Consider the following 13938-nt stretch of genomic DNA (forward strand, 5'->3'; position numbering starts at 1 on the left):
TCTCGAGTGCAGTTTATTGTTATTCAGCCCCTAGGCATCCCTGCAGCAACTGCTCCAGTGCTTTTCCGGACATGGGCCGTCCGAGCAGAAATCCTTGCCCAAGACAGCACCCCTCGCCCAGCAGCAGCTCAATCTGATCCTGTCGCTCAATACCCTCGGCCACTACCTTGAGCCCCAGACTGCGACTCAGACCGATAATGGCCCGGCACAGACTCTGCTGCTTTGGATTGCTGTGGACTTCGTTAAGAAAGCTGCGATCGAGCTTGATCACGTGCAGCGGAAAGCGGTTGAGATAACCCAGGGAACAGTAGCCCGTACCAAAATCATCCAGGGCAATCTTGACGCCCATGGCAGCCAGCTCGCGCAAACTGGCCAGTGTGCTGCCCGCCTGATCGATCAGCAGGCTCTCGGTAATTTCCAGCACCAGTTTCCGGGCGGGCATTGCGGTCTTTTGCAGGATCTGCCGCAAACGCTCGACAAAGTCTGGCTCCTGTAACTGCAGACCAGACAGGTTGACCGAACAATACAGGTTGGGCGCACTCGCCTGCCACTGACGGACCTGGAGGCAGGCCTGCTCAAGCACCCAATAACCTACCGGAATAATTTCACCCGACTCTTCCAGCACTGGAATGAATGCAGCCGGAGCGACCACTTCCTCTCCATGCTGCCAGCGTAGCAATACTTCGACCGCTACTGGCTGCTCGCTCCGGTCAGGCCGCAGGTCAAACACCGGCTGAAAATGCAGCGTGAACTCATTGCGCTGCAACGCCTGCAGTACATTGCTTTCAACCTTCAGGCGCTGACGCACACGATCTTGCATGCTCTGGTCAAAGCGTTTGAAACGAGCCTTGCCGGCTTCCTTGGCACTGTATAGAGCCAAGTCCGCCGCCTGAAGGGCATCTTCCAGCCCTTGCTCGGGGAGTATTGGCGCCACACCGATACTGGCGCTGACCACCAGACTCCGTTCCCCAAGACACAGCGGCTGGCGCAGAGCAACCAGCACCCGTGCGGCAACCTCCTCGGCATCCTCAATGCAGGCCAGGTCATCGAGCAACATGACAAACTCGTCACCACCAAACCGGGCCAGATGATCACCACCGCGCAGGCAGCCGCGCAGACGCTCTGCCACATGTACCAACACCCGATCACCAGCGGCATGGCCGAGACTATCGTTGATCAGCTTGAAGCGGTCCAGATCAATGAACAGCAAAGCCGCATGACGGGCCCCTGGGCGGCTCAAACGACGTGCAGCAGCCAGCAACTGCAGGTTCAATTGCTGGCGATTTATCAGCCCGGTCAAAGGGTCGTGTCGCGCGGCATATTCCAGCTGTCGCTGAAAATGCTGACGTTCGCTGATATCAGTCTGCGACCCGGCAATGCGCCGTCTGCCTTCGGCATCGCGCTCCATAACACCACGGGTCAGAACCCAAAGGTAATCGTCGTCGAACTGACGAATTCGATATTCATGATGGATCCAGGGCTGACGTCCCTGGACATGTTCATCGATAGCCCGCCGCAACCCCGGCAGATCATCAGGGTGAACCCGCTCAAACCAGTGTGCCGAACGTTGGCCAACCTGTTGCTGGGCAAGGCCGAGCATATTGGCCCAGCGCTCGGATACGTACAGCAAGTCATGCTCAAGATCCCAGTCCCAGATGCCGTCATTGGCTCCTCTGAGTGCATGCGCATAGCGCGCTTCGCTGGACTCCAGCGCACGGTGTTCGGCAGCGATATAGGCCTCGGCGGCCAGGCTCATATCGAAGAACACAATCTTCAACAGACTGTCAAAGGCTGCCAGAAGCTCCTGCCGAACTGGCTCACGAGGGTCATCCAGCCAGGCTTCAAGCACCCGGCTAAGGAATAACCGGTAAGCTCCGAGATACCACTTCAGCTCGACCCCGACCCGCTCATGCACTTGCCCGATCTGCACTCGTTCGCGCAAGTAATCAATGCTGATACGCCCCTCAAACAAGCCTCGGTAGTAGGCCCGCTGCCGCCCCTTGAGTCGCCCCACAACCTCGGCATCACGCAAGATCGCTGCCGGCTCAGCATAACGCCCCAGACGCTCGTACAGTTCCTCGACGAATCCAGCGCTGACTACTTCTGCTGCGCCGGCAAGGGCACGCAGACGCTCACCGTCCTGCTCACTCCAGTCAAGGTAGTCCAAGCGCTGCTGAAGTCCGGCACCCTCGAGCCCCAAGCGGTCGAGCAACTGGGTCAGCACGACTACTGCTTCCATGTCCGTATTACCTCGTGGATATAACCGCTTGTCGTTATTGTTGACTGCTGAATTTCAGGCAATAAAAAAAGCGCCACCCCCGAGGAGAATATAAATCCTCGGGGATGGCGCTTTGTCTTTCAGGCCCTTATGTCCTGACCGGCAAAGCCGTCAGCATTTCATAGAGCTTTAAGCTAGCCTAGCGTGCCGATACTGGCAAGCTTTCCAGCAATAGCTGAAGGCGCTTGCGCAAACCACCCAACTGTTTCGAGCGAAAGGCGTGACGGGTCTGCTCAAGGGTATGAATAGCCTCAAGCAGCTCACTGGCGATGCGGCCCACATCGTTCAGCCGCTCAGGCGCCAGCCACCGGCACAACGGCGCCTGGGCACAGTCTTCGGGCTGGCATAGCAGCTCACAATCGAGCGCCGCCTCATCCAGCAACCGGGCAATGACCTGGCGTTGCCGGTTATCGGCACTAACGACAACTTTCAGCGGTTTGCTCATGAAGAAAGAACCAATGTGGCATTCATTTGATATCACATTAAACCACACATTTATCATGGCTTTATAGTCTTCCCAGAGATAGACAACCGCCTGAAATTCACTCCACTTTTTCCAACTCTGTCACTACATAGCCACTATCCTGCTGCTCGGCCCTGAAGCGCACCTTGTCACCTGGGGCCAGTGACTCCAACTGCTCGGCCACAGTGACGCGAAACACCATGGTCATCGGCGGCATCTTGAGGTTGTCGATCGGGCCGTGGCGCAGAGTGATGCGCTGACCGGCCTGATCGATGCGGCGCACTTCGCCCTCGCTGAAGTCGTGGCTAGTGGCAAATGCGCTGGAGCCCAGCAGCAAACCCAGGCCAAGTACGATGGTTTTGATCAGTTTCATGGGAATGTTCCTCGTTGTAGTTAATGGTTGTGTCGAGCCAGTTTTGGCTCGCTGACTTGAAGCGCTCCCAGCATGCCGGCCTGGTAATGGCCAGGCAGCAGACAGGCGAATTCAAAGCGTCCGCTGCGGTTGAAGGTCCAGATCAGAGTCTGGCTCTGGCCTGGGTCGACATGCGCCATCCACGGCTCGTCATGCTCCATGTCCGGGAACTGGGCCATCATCTCGGCATGTTTGGCCAGTTCCTCGGCGCTCCCCAGCACCAACTCATGTAGCAACTGGCCCTCATTGCGAATGACCAAGCGCAGGGTTTCACCTTCACGGACCTCCAGGTGGTCGGGATAAAAACGCATGCGATCATCCATGCGTATCACCACTTCACGATCAACTGCAGACTCATCTCCAGCGATACCCCAGGCGGTTTGTTCGGGCGGCAACTGCGGTCGCTCGCCATGGTGGGCCGGGCCGTGAGCCAAGACGTTCAGACTGGCCAGACTGATCGCCATGGCCAGACCAGTGCTCAGCAGAGAATTGTGCATATAAGTCTCCTGTTCGGTTCAATGGCCAGCATGGCCGGAAGGTTTACGCACTTGCACATCGACCGCCGGGGCGGCAGTTTCAGCCTTGAAACGTGCAGGCTCCGGGAGCGGCCCGGTCCATTCATAGGCCTGGGTGCCCGCTGGCTGGCGATACCAGCCCGGATCGCGATAATCGTCGGCGGCCAGCCCCTCACGCACCTTGAGCATGGTGAACATGCCGCCCATTTCCACCGAACCATAGGGGCCATCGCCGCTCATCATCGGCAAGGTGTTGTCCGGTAGCGGCATTTCCATTTCGGTCATATCGGCCATACCGCGCTCACCCATGACCATGTAATCCGGAATCAGCCGGCTGATCTGGGTAACCACCTTGCGGTGGTCAACGCCGATCATCGTCGGCACGTCATGCCCCATGGGGTTCATCACGTGGTGACTCTTGTGGCAATGGAACGCCCAGTCGCCCGGCTCATCGGCGATGAACTCGATCTGACGCATCTGCCCGACGGCGATATCGGTGGTCACTTCCGGCCAACGCGCCGACTTTGGCACCGGGCCACCGTCGGTACCGGCTACCTCGAACTCATGACCATGCAGATGGATCGGGTGATTGGTCATGGTCAGGTTGCCGATTCGCACCCGAACCCTGTCACCCTTGCGTGCCACCAACGGGTCAATGCCGGGGAATACCCGGCTGTTGAAGGTCCACAAATTGAAGTCGAGCATTTCCATGATCTTCGGGGTATAGCTGCCCGGCTCGATTTCATAGGCGTTGAGCAAAAAGCAGTAATCCCGGTCAGCCTCGTCGATATCCGGGTGCGGCTGGCGTGGATGAGTAATCCAGAAACCCATCATGCCCATAGCCATCTGTACCATTTCGTCGGCATGCGGGTGATACATGAAGGTGCCGGGCCGTTTGGCCTCGAATTCGTAAACGAACGTCTTGCCGGCCGGAATGGCCGGTTGGTTGAGGCCGGCAACCCCGTCCATACCATTGGGCAGGCGCTGACCGTGCCAGTGGATACTGGTGTGCTCCGGCAGCTTGTTGGTGACGAAGATCCGCACCCGGTCTCCCTCCACAACCTCAATGGTTGGCCCTGGCGACTGGCCGTTGTAACCCCACAGGTGCGCCTGCATACCGGGCGCCAGTTCACGGACCACCGGCTCGGCTACCAGATGGAACTCTTTGACCCCATTGTTCATCCGCCAAGGCAGCGTCCAGCCATTGAGGGTGACCACTGGGCGGTACGGCCGACCATTAGCCGGTTCAAGCGGTGGCGCGGTATCCGGGCGGGTTTGAATCACAGGTTCCGGCAAACCGGCCAGAGCGACCCGGCTGACGGCCGAGCTGGCGACGGCGGCGGTCAGCGCCCCGGCACCCAGAAAAAAATCACGTCGTGAGACCATATTCAGTGTCCTTTGGCAGGCGTACTAACAGGAGCGGCGGCAAGACCGGGGGCACTGGGGCTGACCGGCCCAAAGCGCACCAGATCCAGCTCGGCCTGGGCCACCCAGAAATCACGCTGGGCCTGGAGATAGCGGTTGACCGTGGCGATCTGCTCACGAGCATCGGCCAACAGATCAAAGACCCCGATAAACATGCCGTTGTAACGCAGCAGCTGTTCTTCGCTGATACGCTGGCGCAGCGGCACTATTTCGTCACGATAGTGCGCTGCGACATCCCAGGCATTGCGGTAGCTCAGGTAGCTTTCACGCACCTGCGAGCGGGCGTTGACCGCCACCTCGGCGGTACGCTGTACGGTCTGCATGTACAACGCCTCGTTGCGAGCCATGCGCGCACCACTCCAGTCAAACAGGGGCAATTCAACGCTGATCTCGACCCCACGCTGGACCGGGTCCTGGTTCGAGCTGTTATGTTCCAGCCCCAGTTCCAGCACATTGATAAAGCGAGTCGCGCGGCCCAGCTTGAGATTGTCGGCCATGCGCTCGGCTGCCAGCCTGGCCGCCTGCACATCCAGCCGGCTGATCATGGCCTGGCGTTCGAGCTGTGGTTGGTCGAGTGGGGCACTTGGCAGCTCCGGCATCCGCGCGGGCAAGCTGAACGCCAGTTGTTCACCCCACACGCCGAGTTGGCGGATCAAGGCTTCGCGACTGGCCATCCGTTCCCGCTCGGCCTGCAGCTGGCCCAGCGCTGCCTCGGCATAGAAGCTCTGCTCGCGGGCCTGCTGCAAGGTGTTGTAGTTGCCGACAGCAGCCATGCGCCGGGCCAGTTCGGCGGCGGCTTCGGCAGCCTCCATGACCTGCTTGCTATAGGCCAGACTCTGCTCGGCTGCTACCGCCCGATACCAGGCAATGCGGGTCTGGGTCGCCAGCCGGATCACCTCCAGGCTGACCTCCTGCTGCACCTGTTCGGACTGGCCTTCGGCAATCCGTCGAGTCATCGGCAGAGCAATCAACCGGGCCAGGTTCAGATGCAGACCCCGCTCCCATTCCACCTCACTGCCCCGACTAACCCGGCCGATTGAAAACCCGGGATTGGGCACGCGACTGGCCTGAACCCGCTCAGCATCGGCAATGCCCAGATCGAACAGTCGAGCCTGCAAGCCTGGGTTATTCAGCAAAGCCACTTCCACAGCCGCCTCCAGACTCAGCGGCTCGGCCAGCAATTCATCGACCCGCTGACGAATCGCAGGGTCAGCTTGCTCGCTCCTGGCCCAGTGCAGTTGCGCCTGTCCAGTCACCTCGACACTGTTCTGCTCGACCGCCTGCAACGCCTGCTGTGGCGCCAGACTGGCACAGCCAGCCAGCATCAGCAGCCCAACCAGCAGTGACCCCACGCGTAGCGCGGAGCCAGACATGCGTATAGACATGATCTCGACTCCTCAATGGGCGTGATGCTGGTGACTGGGGTGGGGCGCAGGGGCGGCAGCATCCTCAGACTGGGATTGACTCGCCTCCCAGACTTCAGCGGCATAGCTCTGCCAACCGCCAATGCGGCCCACCTCATCATTAGCTTGGCGCCAGTCGCCCGGAGCCTGGGGCTTCCAGCCGTGATACTGACCCAAGGGGGAATGGTAGTTCTGCACCGGGACCGATATATCGGCCCAGGGCTCAGCCTGGGCGAGCGACTGGGCTGAAAGCACAAACCCGCCGCAGCCTAAGGCTGTGGTCAACAAATAACGAGTGAACATGGTCACCTCTCAATGGTTGAACGCCCGTTCTACGGGCAACAGCTCGGCCACCAACGGGCCGGCACCATCAAAGCAGGTGGTTACGGGGAGGTCGTCGCGGAGTATCGCCGACATGACCGGCGAAGTAGGAGTACAGCAGCGCAGCGGGCGCTGCCGGAGACAGGGACACACCCAGTTCAGAAGGTGAGGTCAAAGCCCCGGTGGCATGGCAACTACCGGCACATAGCGGGCAGTCAAGATGCAGCGCCGGTGGCGCATCATCAGCGTCATGCCCGGAATGCATGCCATGCCCTGCAGCATGAGCAGCCGCATGATCAGCCCGATCCAGGCTTTGTTCATGGGCCTGACTGGCCAGACACAGCGGCAGCAGCGCATTGGCCAGCGCCTGCGTTGGCAGGAGCAGCATCAGCAACCACAGCATGATTGTGCGCGTCTGGGGTAACGGCATTGGCCGGTCCGAAATATTGATAATGGTCAATTATCCTACACATCACTCAGCCTGACTGCCAGCGCCACAGAGCAAACCCGGATAACCGAAGCGATTGTCGTATACTCGACGGCCGACTCAAGCAGCCCGGTAATGATATGGAACTCTGGCACATCGCCCTGATCGCCCTGGGCGGCTTCGCCGGTGGCGCGATGAACGCCCTGGCCGGTGGCGGCACTTTCTTTTCCTTTCCCGCACTGCTGGCCGCCGGGGTCACCCCGGTCAGCGCCAACGCCACCAACGCGGTGGCTCTTTGGCCCGCCAGTCTGGCCACGGCCTGGGCCCTGCGTCCGGAACTGCGACGCCTGCCCTGGCGCGATTACCTGCGCCCGCTACTGATCGCCGCCGCCGTCGGCGGCTTGCTCGGTGGGCTGCTGTTGCTGCTGACCAGTGATCAGGCCTTCTTTACCCTGATTCCCTGGTTACTGCTGATCGCCACCCTGCTGTTCACCTTCAGTCGTGTCATCGGTCAGGCCGTTGAGCGTCTGGCCCGGCGCCCGCGCGAGCCAGGCCGGCTGGGGCCGGTCGGCTTTATCTGTCAGTGGCTGGTCTCTGTGTACGGCGGTTTCTTTGGTGCCGGCATGGGCATCATGATGATTGCCAGCCTGGCGATTGCCGGGCGCACCCAGGTGGTCGAAATCAACGCGATCAAAAGTCTGATGTCGTCGGTGATCTACAGTGTGGCGGCCCTGACCTTCATCATTGCCGGCGCGGTGCACTGGCCAGCGCTGGCAATTATGCTCGGCGGCACCCTGCTGGGCGGTTACTGCGGCGGGCTGTTCGCCCGCGCCCTGCCGGACGCCTGGCTACGCGCGCTGGTGATCCTGATTGGCTGGGGGCTGACTCTGTTCTACTTCTACGAGGTGTATCATTGATTGACCCTGCCCAGGCCCTTGGGTAATGTTCAGCCGATTCCCGTTCCGCCCCCGACCGAGGTAGCCACATGGCCCGGAAAAAGACCACCATTGATTTCGAGCAGTCGCTGACCGACCTGCAAGCGCTGGTCGAGCGCCTGGAAAGTGGCGAACTGAGCCTGGAAGAGTCCTTGACCGCCTTTGAGCAAGGCGTAGCCCTGACCCGCGACTGCCAGCAGGCACTGACCCAGGCCGAGCAAAAGGTCCAGCAACTGGTCGAACGTAATGGCCAGGCCGACACCGTACCTTTTGACGCAGAGCGTGACGACCAACCCGAATGAGCGATTTCAACCAGTATCTGAGCGCCTGCCAGCAACGCATCAACAGCTTCCTGACCGACCAGTTGAACAATGACCAGGCGCGTCTGGAGCGGCTGTTCAGCGCCATGCGTTACAGCGTCACCATCGGCGGCAAACGGGTACGCCCGCTATTGGCCTATGCCGCCTGTGAAGCGCTGAACGGTCAGCCGGCCCAGGCCGATGCGGTAGCCGGCGCGGTTGAGCTGATTCATGCCTACTCACTGATTCATGATGATCTGCCGGCCATGGACGATGACGATCTGCGCCGTGGCCAGCCGACCTGTCACAAAGCCTTTGACGAGGCCACCGCCATTCTCACCGGTGACGCCCTGCAAGCCCTGGCGTTCGGCTGGCTGGCCAGCTTGGGCGAGTATGCCCCAGCCACCCGGCTGCACATGGTGCAGATACTGGCGCACGCCGCCGGCCCGCAGGGCATGGTCGGCGGTCAGGCCATTGACCTGGGCGCTGTCGGGGAAAAGCTCGATCTGGCCACCCTGGAAAGCATGCACCGGCACAAGACTGGAGCGTTGATCAGCGCCAGCGTCCAGCTCGGCGCACTGGCCAGCGGGCAGGCCAGCGAACCCCAGCTCAAGGCCCTGGCCCAATATGCCGAGTCCATAGGCCTGGCCTTCCAGGTTCAGGACGACATTCTCGATATCGAAAGCGATACCAGCGTGCTGGGCAAGCGCCAGGGCGCCGATCTGGCCCGCGACAAACCCACCTACCCAGCACTGCTTGGACTGCAGGGCGCCCGCGACCTGGCCAGCCAGCTACGCGATCAGGCCCTGGACAGCCTGAGCGGGTTTGGCACTGGCGCAGAGCGCCTGCGCCAGTTGGCTGACTATATCGTCCAGCGCCGCTTCTGAATCAGCTGTCAGCTCGCCTTCAGCTGCCGACGCCGCAACAACCACCAGGCTGGCGGCAATACCAGCATCGACAGTAACGGTGCGGTTACCATGCCGCCGATCATCGGCGCGGCGATACGACTCATGATCTCACTGCCGGTCCCGGAGCCCAGCAGAATCGGCAATAAACCGATGACCAGGACCAGAACCGTCATGGCCTTGGGCCGAACCCGCTGCAAAGCGCCCTCGTGGATCGCCACCAGCAGCGCGGTTTCCCCGTGCTCGCCCTGTACCAGCCGTTGCTGCCAGGCATTGCGCAGATACAGCAGCATGATCACTCCAAACTCGGCAGCTACTCCGGCCAGAGCAATGAAGCCAACCGCCGAAGCCACGGACAGGTTGTAACCCAGCAGGTACATGAACCAGAGCCCGCCAGTCAGCGCGAACGGCATGGTCACCATGATCAGCAAAGCCTCATCAACCCGGGAAAAGGTCAGATACAGCAGCACGAAGATAATCATCAGGGTGGCAGGCACCACCAGCATCAAGCGCTGATTGGCACGCTGCATGAATTCGAACTGGCCCGAGTAGCTCAGGCTCATGCCGGGGTCCAGCGTAACCTCGGTCGCAATCCGCTGGCGCAAGTCGCGTACCAGCGAGCCCATGTCGCGTCCGCGCGCATCAATATAGACCCAGCCCGAGGGACGTGCATTTTCACTGCGCAGCATCGGTGGACCTTCACTGATACCGATCCGTGCAACACTACCCAGGGTGATCTGCGCACCATCCGGCGTCAGGATCGGGAGTTGTTGGAGGGCTTGTGGCGAGTCACGCCAATCGCGGCCGTAACGCAGACTGATTGGGTAGCGAGCCAACCCTTCAACCGTCTCACCGATGTTCATCCCACCCACCGCGCCGGCCACCAGATCCTGCACATCGGCGATATTCAGGCCATAGCGCGCGGCGGCAAAGCGATCAATCTCAACATCCAGATAGCGCCCACCGGTAAGCCGCTCGGCAATCGCCGAGGTGACGCCGGGCACCGTTCTGGCCACCTGTTCGATTTCGCGGGTCAACGCGTCGATGCGAGCCAAATCAGAGCCGGCCAGTTTGATGCCGATCGGGCTTTTGACCCCGGTGGCCAGCATATCGATACGATTGCGGATCGGTGGAATCCAGAGATTGGCCAGCCCCGGTACCTGCACCGCCCGGTCAAGCTCCTCAATAAGCTTTTCCGTGGTCATCCCCGCTCGCCATTCGGAGCGCGGTTTGAGCCTGATGGTCGTCTCGAACATTTCCAACGGCGCCGGGTCGGTAGCAGTGTCAGCCCGCCCAGCCTTGCCAAAGACCCGTTTGACCTCGGGCACAGTCATGATCATCCGATCAGTCTGCTGCAGTAGTTCTGCTGCGCGCTGGGCCGACAAGCCCGGCAGAGCGGTCGGCATGTAGAGCAGATCACCCTCATCCAGCGGCGGCAGGAACTCCCCACCCAGGCGCGACAAGGGCCACAGGCTGGTCAGAAACACCAGTAGAGCAACCAGCAGGGTGGTTTTCGGCCAGCGCAACACCGCCTGCAACCAGGGTCGATACAACCAGATCAGCCCACGATTGAGCGGGTTATGCTGTTCGGGACGAATGCGTCCACGCACGGCATACAGTATCAGCACCGGGATCAGGGTAATCGAGAGCCCTGCCGCGGCGGCCATGGCCCAGGTTTTGGTCCAGGCCAGCGGGCTGAACAGCCGCCCTTCCTGCGCTTGCAGGGTAAATACCGGGATGAACGACAGGGTAATGATCAACAGACTGAAGAACAGTGCCGGGCCCACTTCAGTGGTAGCCTCGAGAATCAGGCGCCGGTGCTCGCCCTGGTCTGGTTCACGTCCGCCGTGGGCCTGTTGCCAGGCTTCGAGCTTTTTGTGCGCATTCTCGATCATCACCACGGCGGCATCGACCATGGCACCAACCGCAATGGCAATCCCGCCGAGCGACATGATGTTGGCGTTGATACCCTGGGCCTGCATGATGATAAAGGCCAGCAGCACCCCCAGCGGCAGGGAAATGATCGCCACTAGCGATGAACGCAGATGCCAGAGGAAGGCCGCGCACACCAGAGCGACAACAAGGAACTCCTCGATCAGCTTGCGGCTGAGATTGGCAATGGCACTGTCGATCAGCTCGGCCCGGTCGTAGGTGGTTACAATCTCCACCCCTTCCGGCAGGCTGGCACCCAGTTCAGCAAGGCGTTGGCGCACCCGGTCGATGGCTGCCCGGGCATTGCCGCCGCTGCGCAGCACCACCACGCCACCCACGACCTCGCCCTGACCATCCAGCTCGGCGATCCCTCTGCGCATCTCCGGCCCCAACTGGATACGCGCCACATCGCCCAGCAAGACTGGAACCCGGGCATTATCCAGACGCAACGGAATCTGCCGGAAGTCCTCCAGCGTCTGCAGATAGCCGCTGGCGCGCACCATGTACTCCGCTTCGGCCAACTCCAGCACACTGCCGCCGGCTTCCTGGTTGGCACGCCCGATGGCCGCCTGCACCTGCTGCTGAGTTACCCCCAAGGTCGCCATGCGCACAGGATCAAGAATGACCTGATACTGTTTGACCATACCGCCAACGGTGGCCACTTCCGCCACTTCCGCCAGGGCCTGCAGCTCAAATTTCAAGAACCAGTCCTGCAGGCTGCGCAGCTCAGCCAGATCATGCCGGCCACTGCGATCCACCAGGGCATACTGGTAGATCCAGCCAACCCCCGTAGCGTCCGGGCCAAGCGCCGGCGCAACCCCTTCCGGCAGCCGCCCCTGAACCTGGTTGAGGTACTCCAGTACCCGTGAGCGGGCCCAATACAGATCAGTGCCATCCTCGAACAGTACGTACAGGAAGCTGTCGCCAAAGAACGAGAAGCCGCGTACCGTGCTGGCCCCAGGCACAGCCATCATGGTCGTGGCCAGCGGATAGGTGATCTGGTTCTCGACGATCTGCGGGGCCTGTCCTGGCCAACTGGTACGAATGATCACCTGAGTGTCAGACAGGTCAGGCAGGGCGTCGATCGGCATCCGCTGCATGGACCAGATACCCCAGGCCAGACCGAACAGGGTGGCCAGCAGCACCAGCAGGCGGTTATCCACAGCCCAGCGAATAATGGCGGCAATCATGGCTGCACCTCACGCTTCTCGATCCGCACGATCGGCAGGCCGTCCGGGTCCTCGCGGACCCAGACCCGTACCGCATCGCCCTCGGCGATATCACTCAGATCCAGGGCCGGATCAACCGCAAACTGCATGCTCATGCCAGCCATACCCAGAGTCTCGAACGGGCCGTGTTCAAGCATCAGCCCGTCCTCGTCAAAGTACAGCACCACCGCATCCGCCGGGTGCAAGACCTCAGCCTCAGCGCTGCCACGGGCGACAATACCCCGCAAACTGGCTTCGGAGTCGATAAGGAACTGGGCGGCGATGACCACCTGCTGCCCTTCCTCAAGTCCATCCAGCACCTCGACTCGCTCACCACTTTCCCGCCCGAGCCGGACCCGTTGTGGTCGAAACCGGCCATCGCCCTCGGCCAGCATGACCAGATCCTCCTGACCACCCCGGATCACCGCACTGGCCGCGACCAGCAACTGCTCGCTGGCAACCCCATCCAGCAACTGCACCCGTGCACTCATGCCTGGGCGCAAGCGAGTATCGGCGTTATCCAGCACCGCACGCACCCGCACCACCCGGGCACGCTCATCAGCTTCAGGCAATAGCTGCTCGACCTTGGCTTGCCAGACTTCCCCCGGCCAGGCCGGCAGATGCACCTCAAGCGGTTGCCCGGCCCGCAAGCTGGCGGCCTGCGCCTCTGGCACCGCGGCTTCCAGCCAGATGCGCTCGATCCCGTTGATCCGCGCCACCGTACTGCCGGCTGGCAGGCTCATCCCGGCACGCACCGGCCACTCAGTCAGCACCCCTGCCACGGGGCTGCGCAGCGTCCAGCGCATCTGCACCCGTCCGGTCGTGCGCACGGCCCGCATCAGGTCTTCGGGCATACCGCTCAGACGCAGACGCTGCCAGGCCGCCTCGCTTAGCTGGGCATCCCCAAGCCGCCGCAAGGCCAGATATTCTTCCTGGGCAGCTACCCAGTCCGGCACCAGCAGTTCGGCCAATGGCGCCCCAGCCACCAGCACATCTTCCGGCGCCAGCGCCGCGACCGACTCAACCCAGGCCTCAGCCCGGGTTTGCAGCACGCTGACCTGGCGCTGGTCATAACCCAGTACCGCGCTAGCCTGCAGGACCGGCTCAAGCCGGCCTCGCTCGACTTGGGTCAGGCGCATCCCAAGATTGCGGGTCAGTGAGGGGTCGATACGAATGCTGCTGCCATCATCGCCGGCATCGGCATAACGCGGCACCAGATCCATGTCCATGAACGGAGAGCGACCCGGCGCATCGAAGTGCTGCTGCGGATACATCGGGTCATACCAGTAGAGAATCCGCCGCTCGGACTCGACAGCGGCCGTGGCATGCTCGCCATGCCGTTCGGCAGATGCCAGCACCAAGCCCGGCACCAGCAGAATCAGTAGTTGAACAATCATCAGATGACGACCAGACAT

At 61.4% G+C, this 13938-nt stretch carries 12 protein-coding genes; 3 read left to right on the plus strand and 9 right to left on the minus strand.

Translation table 11 applies throughout. The annotated features are described in order from the left end of the window. Positions 1-19: 19 nt before the first annotated feature. The 7 genes from BVH74_RS02990 to BVH74_RS18755 all read right to left on the minus strand — a co-directional run bounded on the left by BVH74_RS02990 (position 20) and on the right by BVH74_RS18755 (position 7247). A complete protein-coding gene (locus BVH74_RS02990; protein WP_080048639.1) occupies positions 20-2239 on the minus strand; it encodes a putative bifunctional diguanylate cyclase/phosphodiesterase in 2220 nt (739 codons plus the stop codon). A gap of 178 nt (positions 2240-2417) precedes the next feature. Then, on the minus strand, positions 2418-2723 hold the full coding sequence (locus BVH74_RS02995) for a hypothetical protein (protein ID WP_080048640.1): 306 nt from the start codon (positions 2721-2723) through the stop codon (positions 2418-2420). 97 nt (positions 2724-2820) lie between these two features. Continuing rightward, positions 2821-3114 carry a copper-binding protein gene (locus tag BVH74_RS03000; protein WP_080048641.1) on the minus strand — a complete coding sequence of 98 codons (294 nt, stop codon included), beginning with the start codon at positions 3112-3114 and terminating at the stop codon, positions 2821-2823. A gap of 20 nt (positions 3115-3134) precedes the next feature. Further along, positions 3135-3650 (minus strand): cupredoxin domain-containing protein, encoded by a 516-nt coding sequence (locus tag BVH74_RS03005; RefSeq protein ID WP_080048642.1) that lies wholly within the window; start codon positions 3648-3650, stop codon positions 3135-3137. Positions 3651-3668: 18 nt separating this feature from the next. Further along, on the minus strand, positions 3669-5054 hold the full coding sequence (locus tag BVH74_RS03010; RefSeq protein ID WP_080048643.1) for a copper oxidase: 1386 nt from the start codon (positions 5052-5054) through the stop codon (positions 3669-3671). Between the two features lie 2 nt (positions 5055-5056). Further along, a complete protein-coding gene (locus tag BVH74_RS03015; RefSeq protein WP_231705560.1) occupies positions 5057-6478 on the minus strand; it encodes a TolC family protein in 1422 nt (473 codons plus the stop codon). A gap of 388 nt (positions 6479-6866) precedes the next feature. Further along, entirely contained in the window at positions 6867-7247 is a 381-nt protein-coding gene (locus BVH74_RS18755) for a hypothetical protein (protein ID WP_155121689.1), read from the minus strand. A 137-nt stretch (positions 7248-7384) separates the two neighbouring features. Between BVH74_RS18755 and BVH74_RS03025 the strand changes: the two genes are divergently transcribed. The 3 genes from BVH74_RS03025 (at position 7385) to ispA (ending at position 9365) form a co-directional block, all read left to right on the plus strand. Then, a complete protein-coding gene (locus tag BVH74_RS03025; RefSeq protein ID WP_080048646.1) occupies positions 7385-8161 on the plus strand; it encodes a sulfite exporter TauE/SafE family protein in 777 nt (258 codons plus the stop codon). 68 nt (positions 8162-8229) lie between these two features. Beyond that, positions 8230-8481, plus strand: a complete 252-nt coding sequence (locus BVH74_RS03030; RefSeq protein ID WP_080048647.1) for an exodeoxyribonuclease VII small subunit — start codon at positions 8230-8232, stop codon at positions 8479-8481. After that, positions 8478-9365, plus strand: a complete 888-nt coding sequence (ispA, locus tag BVH74_RS03035) for a (2E,6E)-farnesyl diphosphate synthase (protein ID WP_080048648.1) — start codon at positions 8478-8480, stop codon at positions 9363-9365. The genes BVH74_RS03030 and ispA overlap by 4 nt, the downstream gene beginning before the upstream one ends. Before the next feature lie 8 nt (positions 9366-9373). Here ispA and BVH74_RS03040 read toward each other — a convergent pair whose 3' ends face one another. Together BVH74_RS03040 and BVH74_RS03045 are read right to left on the minus strand one after the other, a co-directional pair. Beyond that, positions 9374-12505: an efflux RND transporter permease subunit gene (locus BVH74_RS03040; RefSeq protein WP_080048649.1), complete on the minus strand. Its 3132-nt coding sequence runs from the start codon at positions 12503-12505 to the stop codon at positions 9374-9376. Continuing rightward, positions 12502-13938 (minus strand): efflux RND transporter periplasmic adaptor subunit, encoded by a 1437-nt coding sequence (locus BVH74_RS03045; RefSeq protein ID WP_080048650.1) that lies wholly within the window; start codon positions 13936-13938, stop codon positions 12502-12504. Before BVH74_RS03045 ends, BVH74_RS03040 begins: the two co-directional genes overlap by 4 nt.

The organism is Halopseudomonas phragmitis (assembly GCF_002056295.1).
In the GTDB taxonomy this organism is placed as follows: domain Bacteria; phylum Pseudomonadota; class Gammaproteobacteria; order Pseudomonadales; family Pseudomonadaceae; genus Halopseudomonas; species Halopseudomonas phragmitis.

Excerpts from the sequence above, each read along its gene's own strand:
- BVH74_RS02990 (WP_080048639.1), bottom strand. The coding sequence starts at position 2,239 with ATGGAAGCAGTAGTCGTGCTGACCCAGTTGCTCGACCGCTTGGGGCTC.
- BVH74_RS02995 (WP_080048640.1), bottom strand. The coding sequence starts at position 2,723 with ATGAGCAAACCGCTGAAAGTTGTCGTTAGTGCCGATAACCGGCAACGC.
- BVH74_RS03000 (WP_080048641.1), bottom strand. The coding sequence starts at position 3,114 with ATGAAACTGATCAAAACCATCGTACTTGGCCTGGGTTTGCTGCTGGGC.
- BVH74_RS03005 (WP_080048642.1), bottom strand. The coding sequence starts at position 3,650 with ATGCACAATTCTCTGCTGAGCACTGGTCTGGCCATGGCGATCAGTCTG.
- BVH74_RS03010 (WP_080048643.1), bottom strand. The coding sequence starts at position 5,054 with ATGGTCTCACGACGTGATTTTTTTCTGGGTGCCGGGGCGCTGACCGCC.
- BVH74_RS03015 (WP_231705560.1), bottom strand. The coding sequence starts at position 6,478 with ATGTCTATACGCATGTCTGGCTCCGCGCTACGCGTGGGGTCACTGCTG.
- BVH74_RS18755 (WP_155121689.1), bottom strand. The coding sequence starts at position 7,247 with ATGCCGTTACCCCAGACGCGCACAATCATGCTGTGGTTGCTGATGCTG.
- BVH74_RS03025 (WP_080048646.1), top strand. The coding sequence starts at position 7,385 with ATGGAACTCTGGCACATCGCCCTGATCGCCCTGGGCGGCTTCGCCGGT.
- BVH74_RS03030 (WP_080048647.1), top strand. The coding sequence starts at position 8,230 with ATGGCCCGGAAAAAGACCACCATTGATTTCGAGCAGTCGCTGACCGAC.
- ispA (WP_080048648.1), top strand. The coding sequence starts at position 8,478 with ATGAGCGATTTCAACCAGTATCTGAGCGCCTGCCAGCAACGCATCAAC.
- BVH74_RS03040 (WP_080048649.1), bottom strand. The coding sequence starts at position 12,505 with ATGATTGCCGCCATTATTCGCTGGGCTGTGGATAACCGCCTGCTGGTG.
- BVH74_RS03045 (WP_080048650.1), bottom strand. The coding sequence starts at position 13,938 with ATGTCTGGTCGTCATCTGATGATTGTTCAACTACTGATTCTGCTGGTG.